Here is a 17,902-nt window from a genome sequence, read left to right as displayed (position 1 = left end):
CGCGTCGAAGTCGAAATGAGGGGGTCGAACGGGAGGACCTGGGCGACTCGAAATCCTGCTCGCTGCGCGAGAATGCTGGTCGGCGATCGGTTCCGGCCATGCACACGGAGCGAGTCAGCCACTAGAGTGAGCTCTAACCGGACAACTGTCCGGTACCAATGAACCTAGCGGACAGCTGTCCGGTTAGCAAGGGCGATCCGCCGTCGATTGCCGTCGCGCGGCGGTCGACGGCCGTCGCGCTGGGCCGATTGCCGTCGTGCCGGAAGGAGGACGAGTGCACCCCAAGACCGGAAAGGACGCGCCGCTGCGCTCGGACGCGCAGCGGAATCGCCAGCGCATCCTGGAAGTGGCCCTGGTGGAGCTGACCCGCTCGGCGGACGCCCCGCTGAGCGCGATCGCGAAGAAGGCGGGCGTCGGGCAGGGGACCTTCTACCGTAACTTCCCCAACCGCGAAGCACTCGTCCTGGAGATCTACCGCTACGAGATGCAGCAGGTCGCCGACACCGCGGCCCGGCTACTCGAAACCCGCCGGCCGGAACAGGCCCTGCGGGAGTGGATGGACCGCATCGCCCAGTACGCGATGGCCAAGGCGGGCCTGGCCGACGCGTTGCGCACGGCCACCAGCACTCCGCGCGGCGCCCTGGCCAAGCTGGGACACGGCCCGCTGGCCTCGGCCATCGAGCTCCTGCTGACGGCCAACGAGGAGGCGGGCACCATCCGCCCGGGCGTCACCCCCGACGACTTCGTCCTCGCCATCGCCGGGCTCTGGCAGCTCGACCCGCACGGGGACTGGCAGTCGCGCGCCGGACGCCTCCTGGACCTGGTGATGGACGGCCTGCGCGCGGGCGCGCCGAGGCCGGGCGGGACGCGGCCCGGTTCCACCGGAGAAGGGCCCGGTTCCACCGGAGAAGACTGAACCACGCCCGCCGGCAGGCTTCAGCGACGTACCAGCCGGGCATGCGCGACGGCCGGCGAGTTGACCAGCTCGGCGACACGGTAGCCCGCGATCCCCTCCCCCAGGTTGTCGAGCAGGCGCTCACCGCTGCCGATCAGTTCCGGGACGATCGCCAGGTGCAGCTCGTCGACCAGCCCTGCGCGCAGATACTGCTGAACAGTGGCCGGCCCTCCGCCGAGACGCACGTCCTTGCCCGCCGCCGCCTCGAACGCCCGGTCGAGCACCGTCTCGATGGGTTCGTCGGTGAAGTGGAACGTGGTGTCGCCCTCCATGGTCAGTGACGGCCGCAGGTGATGCGTGTGCACGAACACGTCGTTGTGGTAGGGCGGGTTGTCGCCCCACCACCCCTTCCACGCCTCGTCCTGCCACGGTCCGCGCTGGGGCCCGAACATGTTGCGCCCCATGATGGTGGCGCCGATGTTCTCCTCGCTGTGTTCGACGTACTCGACGTCGATCCCCGGCTTGCCGTCGGCGCGGTCCCGCATCGCCGCGAACATCCACTCGTGCATTCCCTCGAAGCCCTCGCCGAGCGGGTGCTCCAGTCGCTGACGGGGACCGGCGGCGTAGCCGTCCAGGGAGATCGTGAGGTTGTGTACGCGCAGCTGGGGCATGGCCGTGCTCCTTCGGTTCGTGATGTCGCGCTCTGATCCGTGCGTCGAGTCGCGGTCCCACCCGTCGGTCGAGCCGCGCTCTCACCCGTGCGTCGAATGGGAGGCACCTGGATCGACAACGTCACCCAAGGATCTTGGTCACGTGTAGAAGTTGCGCTGCCACCGGTGCTTGGCCAGCACGGCGAGCTGGTCGGCAGCGAGCGGCCGTCCGTCACTCACCGCCGTGTTGCGTTCGACGTTGCGTACGGTCCGCATGCCAGGGATGACGGTGGAGACCGCCGGTGAACTCAGCACGAACCGCAGCGCGGTCTCGGCGATCTCGTCCGGGGCGATGCCGAGGTCGGCGACGATCGCGGCCACCCGCTGTTCCACCTGTGCCGGGCGGTCACCGCGGAAGTACCGGTTGCGCCAGTCGCCCTCGGGGAACGTCGTACCGGCGGTGATCCGCCCCGTGAGACCGCCCTCGTCCAGCGCCACCCGCACGATGACTCCGACGCCGTACTCCTCGCAGGCCGGCAGCAGCGCGTCGGCCGGAGCCTGGTCGAAGACGTTGTAGATGACCTGAACGCAGTCCGCGGCGCCGCTGCGGACGAGTGCGAGGGCGTTGTCCGGCTGGTGGTCGTTGACGGACACACCGAACAGGCGGATCTTGCCCTCCTGCTTGAGCTGGGCGATGGTCTCCAGCCAGTCGCCCCGGCCGAGCCAGTCGTCGCTCCAGACGTGGAACTGCAGCACGTCGAAGTGGTCCAGGCCGCTCGCGCGCAGACTGGTTTCCAGGCTCACGCGGATGTGCTCGCCCGGGAACGCCTCGGCCGGGTCGAGCCCGTCGGGCGCCGGCCATATGCGGTTCTTCGGCGGCACCTTGGTCGCGACGCGCACCTCGTCACCGGCCCGCTCACGGACCACCCGGCCGACGATCCGCTCGCTCTCGCCGTAACCGCGCGCGGTGTCGATGAAGTTCACGCCGCGATCGATGGCCCGGTGCAGAGCGCGTACGGATTCGTCCTCCGCGGCTCCCACCCACCCGGACGCACCGATCCTCCACGCCCCATAGCCGATCTCGGACACCGGCATCCCACCGCGTCCCAGTTCTCGGTAGCGCACGATCACCCTCCACGTCATCGCCCTCGTCCCGGGCGGGAAGCCGGGGCTTCCGCCGGAAATCACGTTGACGATAGGCGAGTTCGGCGGCGAGGTCAGGTGGGTTTTACGGTGACCGCCGGGCTGGTCGCGGATCAGTGACGGACAAGCCGTCAGTCACTGATCCGTCCCTGCTGCCGCGAGGAAGGGTCAGGTCTACGCGGGTACGCGGGTACGCGGGTACGCGGTTACGCGGTTACGCGGTTACGCGCCACTCGCGTCGAGCATGTCCTCGCGCTCGACGATCTTCACGCGCTCGCGGCCCTGCGGTTCGCCGAGTGCCTTCTCCGCGGCGTCCAGCCGGTACCAGCACTCCCAGGTGGTGGAGCGGACGTTCCGCTCGCCGAGGAACGCGTCCACGGCCTCCGGGTCGGGCGAAGTGGGCGTGTTCAGGCGGCCGTTCGCGTGGTCGTCCAGCAGGCTGGCGACCGTCTCGTTGGCGTCGCCCTTGGTGTGGCCGATCAGACCCACGGGGCCGCGCCGGATCCAGCCGGTGACGTACGTCGACCGCAGGTGTTCGCCGTTCTCCTCGATCACCCGGCCGCCCTGGTCGGGGACCGTGCCCGACGCGACGTCCCAGGGCAGCTTGGGCAGTTCGTCGGAGAGGTAACCCACGGCGCGGTAGACCGCGGTGACGTCCCAGTCCTTGAACTCGCCGGTGCCCTTGACGTTGCCGGTGCCGTCGAGGGCGGTGCGCTCGGTGCGCAGGCCGACGACCTTGCCGTCCTCGCCGATGATCTCGGTCGGCGACTCGAAGAAGTGCAGGAAGAGCTTGTGCGGCCTGTCGCCGATGTCGCGGATGGCCCAGTTCTCCAGCGTCTTGGCGACCATGTCGGCCTGCTTGTTGCCGCGCCGGGTCGTGATCGAGCCCTCGTCGTAGTCGATGTCCTCGGGGTCGACGATGACCTCGATGTTCGGGGAGTGGTCCAGCTCCCGCAGCTCCATCGGGCTGAACTTCGCCTGCGCCGGGCCACGGCGGCCGAAGACATGGACCTCCAGGGCCTTGTTGGCCTTGAGTCCGTCGTAGACGTTCGGCGGGATCTCGGTCGACAGCAGTTCGTCCGCGGTCTTGGCGAGGATGCGCGCCACGTCGAGCGCAACGTTGCCGACGCCGAGGACGGCGACCTTCTCCGCTTCGAGCGGCCAGGTCCGCGGCACGTCCGGGTGCCCGTCGTACCAGGAGACGAAGTCCGCCGCGCCGTACGAGCCGTCGAGGTCGATGCCGGGTATGTCGAGCGCCCGGTCGGCCGTCGCGCCCGTGGAGAAGATCACCGCGTCGTAGAAGGCGCGCAGGTCGTCCAGGTTGATGTCCCCGGGATAGTCGACGTTGCCGAAGAGGCGGATCTGCGGCTTGTCGAGCACCTGGTGCAGCGCCGTGACGATGCCCTTGATGCGGGGGTGGTCGGGGGCGACGCCGTAGCGGATCAGGCCGAAGGGGGCCGGCATCCGCTCGAAGAGGTCGATGGAAACGCCCGGCTCGGCGGCCGCTGCGGATTTCAGCAACGCGTCGGCGGCGTAGATCCCGGCGGGGCCGGCTCCGACAATGGCTACCCGCAGGGGGCGAGGCATGTTCAGGTTCCCTTCGAGCGGTAACAGAAGTAGTCGCAGGAAGCCTAAACTAAGGCAAACCTAAGTTAGTAGTCGGGGTGGATCTATGACCCCATAAGGCCGCCTTATGAGTCAGCGGCCGCCTCGATCCGGCCGTACCGCCGGCACGGGTGAGACCCGCCGGGAACCCGCGTCTCCGGCTCCGCGGCCTCCGCCCACTGCGGGCGAGCACCTCTGAAGAGGCTGTACGGCCTCTTCAGAGGCCCGAAGACAGACGAGCCCTCTTCACGCCACACGCCAGCGCCAGCGCCAGCGCCAGTACAGCACGAGGCCCGGACACCGGACCAGGCGGCCCGGACATCACACCTGCGGACCGCGCACTGTACAAGGTGATGTACAAGGTGAGTGACGCAAGCGACGGCTCACGCGATCTCGACCAGGAGATCGCCGCCCTCCACCTGCTGGATCCTGTTGATGGCGAGCCGGGACACCTTCCCCGCCTTCGGGGCGGTGATCGCGGCCTCCATCTTCATCGCCTCGATGGTGGCCACCACGGCGCCCGCCGCCACCTCGTCGCCCTCGGCCGCCGCGAGCGTCACCACTCCGGCGAACGGCGCGGCCACGTGGCCGGGGTTGGTCCGGTCGGCCTTCTCGGTCGGCGGGACGTCGGAGGCCGCCGCGGTGTCGCGTACCTGGATCGGCCGCAGCTGGCCGTTCAGGGTGGACATCACGGTCCGCATGCCGCGTTCGTCGGCCTCGCCGACGGCCTGCAGTTCGATCAGGAGCCGTACGCCGGGCTCGAGGTCGACGGCGTACTCCTTCGCGGGGCGCAGCCCGTAGAAGAAGTCCTTGCTGTCCAGCACGCTGGTGTCGCCATAGGTCTGACGGTGTGCTTCGTAGTCGCGCGTCGGCCCGGGGAACAGCAGGCGGTTGAGCGTCGCGCGCCGTTCCTTCGCCAGTCCCGTATGGTCGTCCGAGGTCAGCTCCCGCACGGGCTTGGGGTCGGCGCGGCCCGCCAGCGCCTTGGTGCGGAACGGCTCCGGCCACCCGCCGGGCGGATTGCCCAGCTCACCCCGCAGGAAACCGATGACGGAGTCGGGGATGTCGAACCTGTCCGGCGTCGCCTCGAAGTCCTCCGGCGTCACCCCGGCGCCGACCAGATGCAGGGCCAGGTCGCCGACCACCTTGGACGACGGGGTGACCTTCACCAGATGCCCGAGGATCCGGTCGGCGGCGGCGTACATCGCCTCGATCTCCTCGAAGCGGTCGCCGAGGCCGAGTGCGATCGCCTGGGTGCGCAGATTGGACAGCTGCCCGCCGGGGATCTCGTGGTGGTAGACGCGTCCGGTCGGCGAGGCCAGGCCCGCCTCGAACGGTGCGTAGATCTTGCGGACGCTCTCCCAGTACGGTTCCAGGTCTCCGACCGCCTTCAGATCGAGCCCGGTCGGCCGTGCGGAGTGGTCGGTCGCGGCCACGATCGCCGACAGCGACGGCTGCGAGGTGGTGCCCGCCATGGAAGCCACCGCGCCGTCCACCGCGTCCGCGCCGGCCTGGATCGCGGCGAGGTACGTGGCGAGCTGGCCTCCCGCGGTGTCGTGGGTGTGGACGTGCACCGGCAGGTCGAACTCACGGCGCAGGGCCGATACGAGGGTCGCGGCGGCCGGGGCGCGCAGCAGCCCCGCCATGTCCTTGACGGCCAGGATGTGGGCGCCGGCGGCCACGATCCGTTCGGCCAGCCGGAGGTAGTAGTCCAGGGTGTACAGCCGCTCGGACGGGTCGGACAGGTCGGAGGTGTAGCAGAGGGCGACCTCGGCGACGGCCGTTCCGGTCCCGCGTACGGCGTCGATGGCGGGCCGCAACTGCTCGACGTCGTTGAGGGCGTCGAAGATGCGGAAGATGTCGATGCCGGTGGCCGCCGCCTCCTGCACGAAGGTGTCGGTCACCTCGGTCGGGTACGGCGTGTAGCCCACTGTATTGCGGCCGCGCAGCAGCATCTGCAGACAGATGTTGGGCACGGCTTCGCGGAGTGCCGCGAGCCGCTCCCAGGGGTCCTCCGCGAGGAAACGCAGAGCGACGTCGTACGTGGCACCGCCCCAGCACTCCAGGGACAGCAGTTGCGGCAGCGTCCGTGCCACCACGGGGGCGACGGCGAGCATGTCCTTGGTGCGCACCCGGGTGGCGAGCAACGACTGGTGGGCGTCCCGGAATGTGGTGTCGGTGACGCCGATGGTCGGTGCCTCGCGCAGCCATCGGGCGAACCCCTCCGGGCCGAGGTGGGCGAGCCGCTGCCGGGAACCGGCGGGCGGTTCGGCGGCGGGCACGGGCGGTAGTTTGGTGGTCGGCTCGATCAGGTCGGGCCGCTCGCCGTGCGGCTTGTTCACCGTCACGTCGGCGAGGTAGGTGAGCAGCTTCGTGCCGCGGTCGGCGGAGTGCCGCGCGGTGAGCAGGTGCGGCCGCTCCTCGATGAACGACGTCGTGACCCGTCCGGCCTGGAAGTCCGGATCGTCGAGGACGGCTTGCAGGAACGGGATGTTCGTGGCCACACCGCGGATGCGGAACTCGGCCACGGCACGCCGGGCGCGGCCGATCGCGGCCGTGAAGTCCCGCCCCCGGCAGGTGAGTTTGACGAGCATGGAGTCGAAGTGCGCGCTGATCTCCGTACCGGCGTGGGTGGTCCCGCCGTCCAGCCGGATGCCCGACCCGCCCGGAGAGCGGTAGGCGCTGATCCTGCCGGTGTCCGGGCGGAAGCCGTTGGCCGGGTCCTCGGTGGTGATCCGGCATTGCAGTGCGGCGCCGCGCACGGTGACGGTCTCCTGCGCGAGGCTCAGATCGCCCAGTGTCTCCCCGGCGGCGATGCGCAGCTGCGCCTGCACGAGGTCGACGTCGGTGACCTCCTCGGTCACCGTGTGCTCGACCTGGATGCGCGGGTTCATCTCGATGAAGACGTGGTTCCCGTCGCGGTCGAGCAGGAACTCCACGGTGCCGGCGTTGCGGTAGCCGATCTCGCGGGCGAACCGCACCGCGTCCGCGCACATCCGGTCGCGCAGCTCCGGGTCCAGGTTCGGCGCGGGCGCCAGCTCGATCACCTTCTGGTGGCGGCGCTGCACCGAGCAGTCACGTTCGAAGAGGTGGATGACATTGCCGTGTCCGTCGGCGAGGATCTGCACCTCGATATGGCGCGGGTCGATGACGGCCTTCTCCAGGAAGACGGTCGGGTCGCCGAACGCGGACGCGGCCTCGCGGGCCGCCGCTTCGATGGACTCGCGCAGCAGGGCGGGGTCCTCGACGCGGCGCATGCCGCGCCCTCCGCCGCCGGCGACCGCCTTGACGAACACGGGAAAGCCGATGTCCTCGGCGGCACGGACCAGTTCGTCCACGTCGGTGGAGGGCACCGAGGAGCCGAGCACCGGTACGCCGGCCGCGCGCGCGGCGGCCACCGCGCGCGCCTTGTTCCCGGTCAGCTCGAGGGTTTCCGCGCTCGGCCCCACGAACGTGATGCCCGCCTGCTCGCACGCGCGCGCCAGGTCGGGGTTCTCGGACAGGAACCCGTAGCCCGGGTACACCGCGTCCGCGCCGGCCCTGCGCGCCGCACGGACGATCTCCTCGACGGAGAGGTAGGCCCGCACCGGATGCCCCGGCTGACCGATCTCGTAAGCCTCGTCCGCCTTCAGCCGGTGCAGCGAATTGCGGTCCTCGTGCGGGAAGACGGCGACGGTTCGCGCACCCAGTTCATAGCCTGCGCGGAACGCGCGGATCGCGATCTCGCCACGGTTGGCGACCAGCACCTTGCGGAACATTCATGATCCCTTCAGCCTGCCGGTGACGAGCACCATCGTGTCGGTGACGACCCTGCGGCGCCATGTGAACCGGACCACTCCCCCAGTGCCATTCCGCCACAGACTCCAGGCCGGCCCGAGTCCTGCCGGCATCAGTACGCCCGCCGCGGCGCCGATCCCTCGGCATCCTGCGGGCGTCGGACTGGCAGTGCCCGCACGGGGTGGTCAGTCCGCGCTCGGCCTACGCGCCACGACGTACCCGGGCGGCCTTGCGGGCCTCGGCGGTCTGGCGAGCCTCAGCAGCCCGGCGGGACTCGCCACCGCCGCGACCGGCCTGCCCCGGGCGGGTGCCCAGACCGCGGAAGGGGGCACCACCGCGCTTGGGGCGCTCCGCAATCGGCTCGCTGCCGCTGACCGGGACGTTCGAGGGAGCCTGGGCGCCCGTGATGCGGCTCAGCTCGGCCTCGCCGGAGCGGACCCGCGTGATCTGCGCCCTGATGCCCGCGTCGGACATGAGGCGGGCCATGTCCCGGCGCTGCTCGGGCAGGACCAGCGTCACGACACTGCCGGACGCGCCGGCCCGGGCGGTACGGCCGCCGCGGTGCAGGTAGTCCTTGTGGTCACTGGGTGGGTCGACGTTGACGACGAGGTCGAGGTCGTCGACGTGGATGCCCCGGGCCGCGACGTTGGTGGCCACCAGCGTCGTGACGTGACCGGTCTTGAACTGCGCCAGGGTGCGCGTGCGTTGGGGCTGCGACTTGCCCCCGTGCAGTGCCGCGGCCTTTACCCCGCTGCTCAGCAGGTGCTTGGTGAATCGGTCGACAGCGTGCTTGGTGTCCAAGAACATGATCACGCGTCCGTCGCGGGCGGCGATCTCGGTGGCGGTGGCGTACTTGTCGGCGCCGTGCACCTGCAGCAGGTGATGTTCCATCGTGGCGACCGCGCCCGCCGACGGGTCGACCGAGTGGACCACCGGATCGTGGAGATAACGACGGACCAGGAGGTCGATGTCGCGGTCCAGCGTGGCCGAGAACAGCATGCGCTGGCCGTCGGGGCGTACCTGGTCCAGCAGTTCGGTGACCTGCGGCATGAAGCCCATGTCGGCCATCTGGTCGGCCTCGTCCAGGACGGTGATGTTCACCCGGTCCAGGCGGCAGTCCCTGCGCTCGACGAGATCCATGAGGCGACCGGGAGTCGCGACGACCACCTCGGCTCCGGCACGCAATGCGCCGGCCTGCCTGCCGATGGACATGCCACCGACCACCGTGGCCAGCCGCAACTTCAGCAACCGGGCGTACGGGGCAAGCGCATCGGTGACCTGTTGGGCCAGCTCGCGCGTGGGGACGAGGACAAGGGCCAGCGGCCTCCGTGACTCGGCACGCTGCCCGGCCGTGCGCACGAGGAGCGCCAAGCCGAAGGCGAGCGTCTTGCCCGATCCGGTGCGCCCGCGCCCCAGAACGTCGCGCCCTGCGAGGGAGTTCGGCAACGTGGCGGCCTGGATCGGGAACGGCTCGTGCAGGCCGAGACCGGCGAGCATCTTCAACAGCTCAGCAGGCATGTCCAGTTCACCGAAGGCCGCAACCGCGGGGAGGGCCGGCGTGACGGTGGCCGGCAGCGCGAACTCCCCCTGTGGTGTGGAGGGACGGCGTCCGCTGCCGCCTGAACTGTCGCCGGGGCGCGCCTCACCCTGTGGGCGAAAACGGTCGTTCGCGCGAGCTGAACGGCTCATGGAGAACCTTCCTCGATAGGGCGCGCATCGAGGAATTCCCGCCAGAAGCAAGCCGGATGAATTGCAAGAACGAGCCGAATGTCAAGACCTAGAGAATTCCATCGGAATACAAAATAACGACTAAGCTGGGGCCCTACCCGGAGGTGAGGACCCCAGTAACCCTCATACGCTACGTCAGGCGGGAGTGATGTTCTCCGCCTGCGGACCCTTCGGGCCCTGGGTGACGTCGAAGTTCACCTTCTGGCCTTCCTGGAGCTCACGAAAGCCCTGGGCGGCGATGTTGGAATAGTGAGCGAAGACGTCCGGGCCTCCGCCGTCCTGCTCGATGAAGCCGAAGCCCTTTTCCGCGTTGAACCACTTGACGGTGCCAGTAGCCATGCCACAACCCCTTCGGGGCACTACCCGGGGGCCCACACCGTGCGAACCCCTGCGTTGCCACAATGAACCCCGTCCGGATGAGCACCGGAGACACAAAAGCGCCCGACAACATACAGCCGCCAAGGCGCTTGAAGTTTCGGGAACCACAACTGCAACTTACGTCAAGTTTAGCACAGGCCTACAGCTCGGATCGTCCCGATTTCTGTTCGCCAAAGCAACCGCTCATGCCTCCCGGGGACCCTGCTGAGGCGATGAAAGGGAGGTTGCTACATGACGCCGAACGCTACTGCGCGATCCCGAACGACGCGAAGGCTGACGCTTACGCCATTCTCGTCTTCGACGTGCCACTCGTTCATGCCCTGGCAGATCTTGGTGCCGCGCCCGAAGGCACCGGCTTCGTGCACCCTGCCGTACGGAGTGCCACCGGTCGCGCTGAGCACGATGCCGCCGTCCTAGGAAGGGCCTGAAGAGCCGTGCCGCCTCCAGCAGGTCCTTCACGAACCGCAGGAAGTGATCGGGACGGTCCGAGACCAGCCCCATGCGTACGGCACTCCGCCGACCCACATGTTCAGGTTCGTATCGATCTCGCGTCGGTCGTCGGCGTTGCCCAGCCGCGCGTGGCGAGCCAGCGGGGATGCCTTGATGAAACGTGACGGTGTCCCCGGGTCTTCACGGTCGGTGGTCAACTCCCTGAGCATTTCTTGCCATTGAGAATTGACGTATTCCTCGCTCGCGCCCACGTGGGACAGCAGATGGCTCTTGAGCAGGTCGACGGCGGTGAGCCGGGCACCGTCTCACCACGCACACATCGTCAGCCGACGAAGCTCAGACGAACCTGACGGTTCGGATTATCGCGATTCGTATCCACCAGACACACCGACTGCCACGTCCCCAACTCCAGCCGCCCGCCCAGCACCGGCAGGGTCGCGTGGGGCGCGACGATGGCGGGGATCACGTGGTCGCGACCGTGCCCGGGGCTGCCATGGCGGTGCTGCCAGCGGTCGTCCGCCGGGAGCAGGGAGTGGAGGGCGGTGAGCAGGTCCTCGTCGCTGCCGGCTCCGGTTTCGATGATCGCGATGCCGGCGGTGGCGTGGGGCACGAAAATATTCAGCAGGCCGTCGCGGCCGGCCGCCACCTCCCGGAGGAAGGCCTCGCAGTCGTGGGTGAGGTCGAAGACCGTCTCCGACGAACCGGTGGCGACGTTCAGGACACGAGTGGTGAAGGCATCGGACATGCCTCCATCCTCGTCCATGCACCGGGTTCCGCACCCGACCGACGTCCCACACGTCGAGCCCTCCAACCGGTCGTGCCCCGCCGGGCTCATCAGAGCCCGAAATCTCTGATATATGCAAGCCGGCCAGTCCCCAGACCGACGCGTCCGAACAGGCGCCGCCGCCCGAGCTCGCACCCATCGTCCCCGCTTCCACTCGCCGCACCCGTGTGCCCCGTTGGCTGCGTCGCACCCCCGGCCCACCACGCGCTGGGCATCGAGCATTTCGTCCTCTCCGGGTATCCGCACCTGGAGGAGGCGTACTGGTTCGGGAAGGCGTGATCCCGGATCTGGCCGCCCGGGGACTGCTGGCCCGCGCCGGCGCGGGAGGTGGTGCGCCTCTGCTCGTCGCGAGCGGCCGCTGAGGGAGTCTCGCCGGTGGCTCACGTCGGGTGGCTCACAGGGAGGCGCCCTTCGGGAAGATACCGGATCCCGGTCCGGTTGGTAGGTGCGTGAAAAACACAGGGGAAGCAGCGCGCGAAGTCGATGTCGTCGTCATAGGCGCTGGACAGGCCGGACTGTCCAGCGCCTATCACCTGCGGCGCACGGGATTCGAGCCCGAGCGGGACTTCGTCGTGCTCGACCACGCGCCGCGTCCCGGCGGCGCCTGGCAGTTCCGCTGGCCGTCGCTGACGTACGGCAAAGTGCACGGAATGCACTCGCTGCCCGGCATGGAACTGACGGACGCGGACCCGGCGCGCCCCTCCTCCGAGGTCATCGCGGAGTACTTCGACACGTACGAGCGCACCTTCGGCCTGCGGGTACGGCGGCCGGTCGACGTACGCGCCGTACGCGAGGGCTCCGACGGCCGGCTGCTCGTGGAGACCTCGGCCGGAACGTGGTCGACGCGCGCGCTCATCAATGCCACCGGCACCTGGGACCGGCCCTTCTGGCCGCGCTATCCGGGCCAGGAGACCTTCCTGGGGCGGCAGTTGCACACGGCGCGGTACCCCGGTCCCGAGCCGTTCGCGGGACAGCGCGTGGTCGTCGTGGGCGGTGGCGCGTCCGGCACCCAGCATCTGATGGAGATCGCCCCGTACGCGGCCGAGACCACATGGGTGACCCGGCGTCCGCCCGTCTTTCGCGACGGTCCGTTCACCGAGGAGTTCGGCCGGGCCGCCGTCGCGCTCGTCGAGGAACGGGTACGCCAGGGGCTGCCGCCCCAGAGCGTCGTCTCGGTGACCGGGCTGCCGCTCAGCGACGCGATCCGGCAGGCCCTGGACGACGGCGTCCTCGACCGGCAGCCGATGTTCGACCGGATCACACCCGACGGCGTCGCATGGGACGACGGTCGTCACGTGGACGCCGACATCATCCTGTGGGCGACCGGCTTCCGGGCCGCCATCGACCATCTGGCACCGCTGCGGCTGCGCGAGCCTGGCGGCGGCATCCGCGTCGAGGGGACGCGCGCGGTCGCCGACCCGCGGATCCATCTGGTCGGGTACGGCCCGTCGGCCAGCACCATCGGCGCCAACCGGGCAGGACGGGCCGCCGTACGGGACATCCGCCGGCTGCTGGCGGAGGCGCCGGTCGCCGCTTGACGCCCCGTACGGCGGCTCAGTTGCTGGGGGCAGCGGCCGCGGGAGCGGTGACGGCCGGTGTGGTGACGGCCTGGGACGCGCTCTTGCGGTTCTGGTTGAACTCGGCGACGTTCTTCTGGTGTTCCGCGTAACTCGCCGTGAAGCGGGTGTCACCTGGCTTGACCGTCATGAAGTACAGCCAGTCCCCCGCGGGCGGGTCGGTCGCGGCGCGCATCGCATCCTCACCGGGGTTGGCGATCGGCGTGGGCGGCAGGCCCATCCGCTGGTACGAGTTGTAGGGGTTGTTGAGCCTCGTGTCGTTCTGGCCCGCGTCCACGGTGGAACCGTTCAGCGCGTAGTTCATGGTGGAGTCCATCTGCAGCGGCATGCCCCGCTCCAGGCGGTTGAAGATGACCCGGGCCACCTTGCCCATGTCCGCCTTGGTCGCCGCCTCGGCCTGGACGAGGCTCGCGATGGTGACCGCCTGATAGACGTTCATCGCGTTGCGCTGCGCCCCGGCGGCGACGGGAGCCCCGTTGAACTTCTGGTTCGCGGTGGTGACCATTTTCGCCAGCAGCGACTCCGGAGTCGTCTTCTCGTCGATCGGATACGTCGTCGGGAAGAGGTACCCCTCGGGGTTGCCCTCGGCGTCGTTCGGCAGCTTCAGGTCGGCCTTGACGAGGGACTTCATGGTGGTGCCCGGGGGCATCTGGAGGGCTTTGTCGACGGCCTCGTAGACCTGGCCGGCGCGCCAGCCCACCGGGATGACGAGGGACGTCGCCGGTTTGTCCTCGCCTCCCAGGCTGAGCAGCAGCGGCACCGCCACGGCGGTGGCCGCCACGACGGCTCCGGTCGCAATGAGGGCGACCCATCCCCGGCGCGTCAGTCGAATCGTGCTCCGTGGCGGAGTGTTCATCTGCATGCGGGCACGTTAACGCGCTAAAGCCAACAAACCCGGCATATCGTCATCTTGTCGGCTCCAGTTGGGCGTCCCGGCGGACAAGGCCGGCATAGCGCCCCTCCCGCTCCAACAGCTCCTCGTGCGTGCCGCGTTCGACCGTGCGCCCGGAGTCGAGGACCACGATCTGGTCGGCACCCCGGATGGTGGACAGCCGGTGCGCGATGGTGAGCGTGGTGCGGTTGGCCGACAGGGCGTCGATGGCCTCCTGGACGGCATGCTCCGTACGGGTGTCGAGGGCGCTGGTCGCCTCGTCGAGGATGAGCACCGGCGGATCGCGCAGGATCGTACGGGCGATGGCGAGGCGCTGCTTCTCGCCACCGGAGAACCGGTGGCCGCGCTCGCCGACGACCGTGTCGTACCCGTCCGGCAGGGACGCGATGTGGTCGTGGATCTGGGCCGCGCACGCTGCCGCGTACAGCTCGTCGTCTGTGGCGTCCGGCTTGGCGAACCGCAGGTTCTCGGCGACCGAGGCGTGGAAGAGGTACGTCTCCTGGGAGACGACGCCGACCGCGCGCGCAAGAGTGTCGAAGTCCAGGTCGCGTACGTCGACGCCGTCCAGCGTGACGCGGCCGCCCGTGACGTCGTACAGCCGGGGCACCAGATGGCTCAGCGTGGACTTGCCGGAGCCGGTCGGGCCGACGACGGCGAGGCTGCCGCCCGCGGGGACAGTGATGTCGATGCCGTCGAGGATCGGGCGGCTCTTGTCGTCGTAGTGGAAGGTGACGTCCTCGAAGCGGATGTCGCCCTTGACCTGGTCGAGATGGACCGGGTGCTCCGGCTCCGTGATGTCGATGGGCAGGTCGAGGTACTCGAAGATGCGCTGGAAGAGGGCGAGCGAGGTCTGGATCTGGACGCCGGTGGACAGCAGACTGACCGTCGGCCGGAACAGGCCCTGCTGGAGCGAGACGAAGGCGACGAGCGTGCCGATCGAGATGGCGGAACCGCCCAGCTGGAAGGCGAGGCCCGCGGTCCAGTAGATGACGGCGGGCATGGCGGCCATGACGATGCCGATGACGGCCATGCGCCAGCGTCCCGCCATGCTCGACCTCACTTCGAGATCGACCAGGCTCTCGGACTCCTCCGCGAAGGACTTCGTGAGGGAGTCGGCGCGGCCCATGGTGCGGCCGAGCAGGATGCCGCTGACGGAGAGGGACTCGGTGACCGTGGCGGCCATCACGGCCATCTGCTTCTGGCGCTGGGTAGTGATCTTCTTGCGTTCGTTGCCGACCCGGCGGCTGATCCATACGAACACCGGCAGCAGGAGCAGCGAGACCGCGGTGAGGCGCCAGTCCAGTGCGACCATCGCGACGATGGTGGCGACCACGCTGGTGAGGTTGGAGACCAGCGAGGTGGCGGTGGAGGTGACGGTCGCCTGCATCCCGCCGATGTCGTTGGCGATGCGGGACTGGACCTCGCCCGTGCGCGTTCTGGTGAAGAAGGCGAGTGACATGCGCTGGAGCCGTCCGTAGACGGCGGTGCGCAGGTCGTGCATGACGCGCTGGCCGACGGTCGTGGAGATCAGCGTCTGCAGCACGCCGAAGACGCTGGTGAGAACGGCGCTGAGGATCATGCCGAGCGCGAGCAGGCTCAGCAGGCCGGTGCGGCCCTGCGGGATCGCGACGTCCAGGATCTCCTTCAGCAGGAAGGGGGTGGCGACGGAAACGAGGGACGCGGCGCCGACCAGCAGGCCGACGATCGCGAGGCGGCCGCGGTAGGGCCGGAAGAGCTTCAGGATGCGGCGCACCTGTCGCGGCTGTCCGGCGTCGACGGGTGGCGGGGTCCAGGTGGGTTGGTCGGGACGCATGGGCTCCTACGGGAGGTGAGGCGACGGTGACGGAAACGGCGGAACTGAGCGACTGCGCAACTGCGAAACCAGGGGCATGACGTCGAAGCCAGAGGCATGACGTACGGCGAGCCTGAAAGTGACGACTGACGGAGCCTAGCTCATTGTTACCTATGCTCACAATGAACGGCATCCTGATATTGTTCCCGCATGACCACCCCCGATGCCGACGGTCTGCTCGCCGAGCAGCTGCTGCGGCTGACGCGCCGCGTGCACCGCATCCAGAAGCGCCATCTGGAGCAGCGCGAGCTGGGCATCACTCCGGCCCAGTCCCGGCTGCTGCGCACCCTCGCGCACTACAGCTCACCGCCCCGTATGGCCGATCTCGCCGAGCGGCTGGAAGTGGTGCCCCGCGCCGTGACCACCCTGGTCGACGGCCTGGAGGCGAGCGGCAAGGTGCGCCGGGTCCCCGACCCCGCCAACCGGCGGGTCATCCGCATCGAGGTCACGGACGAGGGGCGCACGGCGCTGCAGGAGCTGCGCCGTGCGCGCCGATCCGCCGCGGAGGAGATCCTGGCCCCGCTGACGGACGAGCAGCGCGAGGTGCTCGGCGGGCTGCTGGACACCTTGGTGGATGGCGTGACCGGGGTGGAGCACCGCTGCTGAGTCGGCAGGAAGCGCCGCTGCTGCATCGGTAGGCGTGGTGCGCGATGCCGTTGCTGGAGCCGGCCGGCGTACGCCGAAACCTCTGGAGCCGGCCGGCGCCCAGGACCGGCGCACGCCGAACCGGCCCTGGGCGCCGGCGATCGCGGCACCACCTGTCTCAGCAGCCGTCACGGTCCTCCGTGAGCACCCCCTGCACCGTGACGATCTTGCGGTCGTAACACCCGGCCGAGCCGTACAGCCGGTAGCGCTCGCTCGTCGTGGCGACCGCATGACGCTGATCGCGCGGCACGTTCGCCGTATACGTGGCGTCGCCCATGTAGCTGTCGTCGAGCCGTGACCCCGCGGTGCGCCGGCCGCCGCTCGTCTCCACGACGGCCGCCCGGTCGCCGAGCGCCAGGACGGTCCGCAGCCGGTCGTCCGCACGCGGAACTGCGCCTCGGCGACGATGACTTCGCAGGACGTGGTGGCGGGCTTGCCGACCGGCGGAGCGGCGGTCAGCGGGTCGTGCCAGTCGGTGCCGAACTCGGCGGGCCGGTCCGTGAGTTGGGCCGTGCCGAACTCAGCTGGCGGGTCCGGGAGTTGGGCGGCGGCGACCGGCTTTCCCGAGGAAGGCGCTCGCCATGAGGGTCACCCCCGGCGAGCATGGACATGGTGATCCGTCGTCTCATGTGCGGTGTTCTACGGGGCAGTTGACCCGCCCCGCAATGGGCACTTCAGGACACCGGCTCCCGGAGTCAGGCGTTCAGCTCCGCCTTGTCCCCCATCACCACGACAGGGCTCTGCTGCGGGTCGAGCGTGCGCAGCAGATACTTCATGGCCGCCTTGGGCAGGCTCACACACGCCGACGTACCGCCGCCGTGGTCCAGGTGCATCCAGATGCCGCCGCCCTTCGCATCGCCCCACGGGCGGGTCGGGTCGATCGGCGAGGTGCCTCTGATGCGGTTGTAGTCGATGGCGATGACGTAGTCGAAGTCGTGCAGGTGCGACTGCTCCCAGTCGTACGGCGACTGGAAGTACTCCGACTGGGAGTACGGGAGTCGCGCGCCCGGATCGTCGAGGAACCCTCCCGCGTCGCTGAGCGTGAACACGCCCACGGGGCTGCGGTTGTCGCCCTCGCGATGGTCGGTGGTCCAGCCCTTCTTCCCGTTGTGCGCGACCCAGCGGCCGGTCTCGTCCCACGTCGAACCGGACTTCGTGTACAGGACGGCCGTGGAGTGCGCGGAGTCCTTGCCCTCGCCGTAGACCGCCACGACCTGGCGGGAGTCTGACGGGATCCATTGCGTAATCCGGTCGCCGACGCCAGGGATACGTTTCAGGTCGACCGTGCGTGCCGGCGATGGGCTGACCTTGCCGCCGGGTCCTCCGTCGCCCGCCGCCCCGCTCCCGCTCTTACTGCCGCCGCCCAAGCCACCACAGGCCGACAGGGTGACAATCAGGACACCACAAGCCGCCGCGGCGAACCCCGCGCGCATCGCACCGTTCTTTCGCATGCCGCCCATCGTTACACCACTTATCGGACTAATCGGTCTAACGACGCGTTCCGGCCAGTCGCGGTCGGATTCCTG

At 69.4% G+C, this 17,902-nt stretch carries 14 protein-coding genes and 2 pseudogenes; 4 read left to right on the top strand and 12 right to left on the bottom strand.

Annotated features, from left to right (window positions below; all coding sequences use genetic code 11):
- Nucleotides 1–274: 274 nt before the first annotated feature.
- A complete protein-coding gene (locus C4B68_RS35830; RefSeq protein ID WP_240634578.1) occupies nucleotides 275–916 on the top strand; it encodes a TetR/AcrR family transcriptional regulator in 642 nt (213 codons plus the stop codon).
- A 20-nt stretch (nucleotides 917–936) separates the two neighbouring features.
- On the opposite strand, the gene C4B68_RS35825 is transcribed toward C4B68_RS35830, so the two are convergent.
- The 8 genes from C4B68_RS35825 to C4B68_RS35790 form a co-directional block, all read right to left on the bottom strand.
- On the bottom strand, nucleotides 937–1,566 hold the full coding sequence (locus C4B68_RS35825; RefSeq protein ID WP_099503390.1) for a dihydrofolate reductase family protein: 630 nt from the start codon (nucleotides 1,564–1,566) through the stop codon (nucleotides 937–939).
- Nucleotides 1,567–1,704: 138 nt separating this feature from the next.
- Nucleotides 1,705–2,670, bottom strand: a complete 966-nt coding sequence (locus C4B68_RS35820) for an aldo/keto reductase (protein WP_099503480.1) — start codon at nucleotides 2,668–2,670, stop codon at nucleotides 1,705–1,707.
- A 240-nt stretch (nucleotides 2,671–2,910) separates the two neighbouring features.
- Nucleotides 2,911–4,275, bottom strand: a complete 1,365-nt coding sequence (locus tag C4B68_RS35815; RefSeq protein WP_099503392.1) for an FAD-dependent oxidoreductase — start codon at nucleotides 4,273–4,275, stop codon at nucleotides 2,911–2,913.
- A gap of 401 nt (nucleotides 4,276–4,676) precedes the next feature.
- Entirely contained in the window at nucleotides 4,677–8,051 is a 3,375-nt protein-coding gene (locus C4B68_RS35810) for a pyruvate carboxylase (protein ID WP_099503394.1), read from the bottom strand.
- 220 nt (nucleotides 8,052–8,271) lie between these two features.
- On the bottom strand, nucleotides 8,272–9,759 hold the full coding sequence (locus C4B68_RS35805; RefSeq protein ID WP_099503396.1) for a DEAD/DEAH box helicase: 1,488 nt from the start codon (nucleotides 9,757–9,759) through the stop codon (nucleotides 8,272–8,274).
- A 174-nt stretch (nucleotides 9,760–9,933) separates the two neighbouring features.
- Complete coding sequence (locus C4B68_RS35800) at nucleotides 9,934–10,137, bottom strand: cold-shock protein (protein WP_099503398.1); 204 nt, start codon at nucleotides 10,135–10,137, stop codon at nucleotides 9,934–9,936.
- A 494-nt stretch (nucleotides 10,138–10,631) separates the two neighbouring features.
- Complete coding sequence (locus C4B68_RS35795) at nucleotides 10,632–10,877, bottom strand: hypothetical protein (RefSeq protein WP_143674370.1); 246 nt, start codon at nucleotides 10,875–10,877, stop codon at nucleotides 10,632–10,634.
- Between the two features lie 71 nt (nucleotides 10,878–10,948).
- Nucleotides 10,949–11,371, bottom strand: a complete 423-nt coding sequence (locus C4B68_RS35790) for a secondary thiamine-phosphate synthase enzyme YjbQ (RefSeq protein WP_099503482.1) — start codon at nucleotides 11,369–11,371, stop codon at nucleotides 10,949–10,951.
- A 237-nt stretch (nucleotides 11,372–11,608) separates the two neighbouring features.
- Here C4B68_RS35790 and C4B68_RS35780 point away from each other — a divergent pair.
- A pseudogene (locus C4B68_RS35780) lies at nucleotides 11,609–11,772 on the top strand (alkanesulfonate monooxygenase); the annotation flags it as partial.
- 87 nt (nucleotides 11,773–11,859) lie between these two features.
- Nucleotides 11,860–12,948 carry an NAD(P)-binding domain-containing protein gene (locus tag C4B68_RS35775; RefSeq protein WP_099503402.1) on the top strand — a complete coding sequence of 363 codons (1,089 nt, stop codon included), beginning with the start codon at nucleotides 11,860–11,862 and terminating at the stop codon, nucleotides 12,946–12,948.
- 16 nt (nucleotides 12,949–12,964) lie between these two features.
- On the opposite strand, the gene mltG is transcribed toward C4B68_RS35775, so the two are convergent.
- The gene (mltG, locus tag C4B68_RS35770; RefSeq protein WP_099503404.1) at nucleotides 12,965–13,849 is read right to left on the bottom strand and encodes an endolytic transglycosylase MltG; all 885 of its coding nucleotides are present in this window, start codon (nucleotides 13,847–13,849) and stop codon (nucleotides 12,965–12,967) included.
- 43 nt (nucleotides 13,850–13,892) lie between these two features.
- Nucleotides 13,893–15,692, bottom strand: coding sequence for an ABC transporter ATP-binding protein (locus C4B68_RS35765; RefSeq protein ID WP_099503406.1), 1,800 nt, complete (start codon nucleotides 15,690–15,692; stop codon nucleotides 13,893–13,895).
- Between the two features lie 189 nt (nucleotides 15,693–15,881).
- Here C4B68_RS35765 and C4B68_RS35760 point away from each other — a divergent pair, with 189 nt between their 5' ends.
- Nucleotides 15,882–16,337, top strand: coding sequence for a MarR family winged helix-turn-helix transcriptional regulator (locus C4B68_RS35760; protein WP_099503408.1), 456 nt, complete (start codon nucleotides 15,882–15,884; stop codon nucleotides 16,335–16,337).
- 157 nt (nucleotides 16,338–16,494) lie between these two features.
- Here the strand turns inward: C4B68_RS35760 and C4B68_RS35755 are convergent.
- A pseudogene (locus C4B68_RS35755) lies at nucleotides 16,495–16,758 on the bottom strand (peptide-N4-asparagine amidase); the annotation flags it as partial.
- Nucleotides 16,759–17,071: 313 nt separating this feature from the next.
- Nucleotides 17,072–17,836, bottom strand: a complete 765-nt coding sequence (locus tag C4B68_RS35750; RefSeq protein ID WP_099503410.1) for a L,D-transpeptidase family protein — start codon at nucleotides 17,834–17,836, stop codon at nucleotides 17,072–17,074.
- Nucleotides 17,837–17,902 lie beyond the last annotated feature (66 nt).

The sequence above is a fragment of the Streptomyces dengpaensis genome, from assembly GCF_002946835.1.
Classification (GTDB): Bacteria; Actinomycetota; Actinomycetes; order Streptomycetales; family Streptomycetaceae; genus Streptomyces; species Streptomyces dengpaensis.
This window is presented reverse-complemented; position numbering and strand designations above follow the sequence as displayed.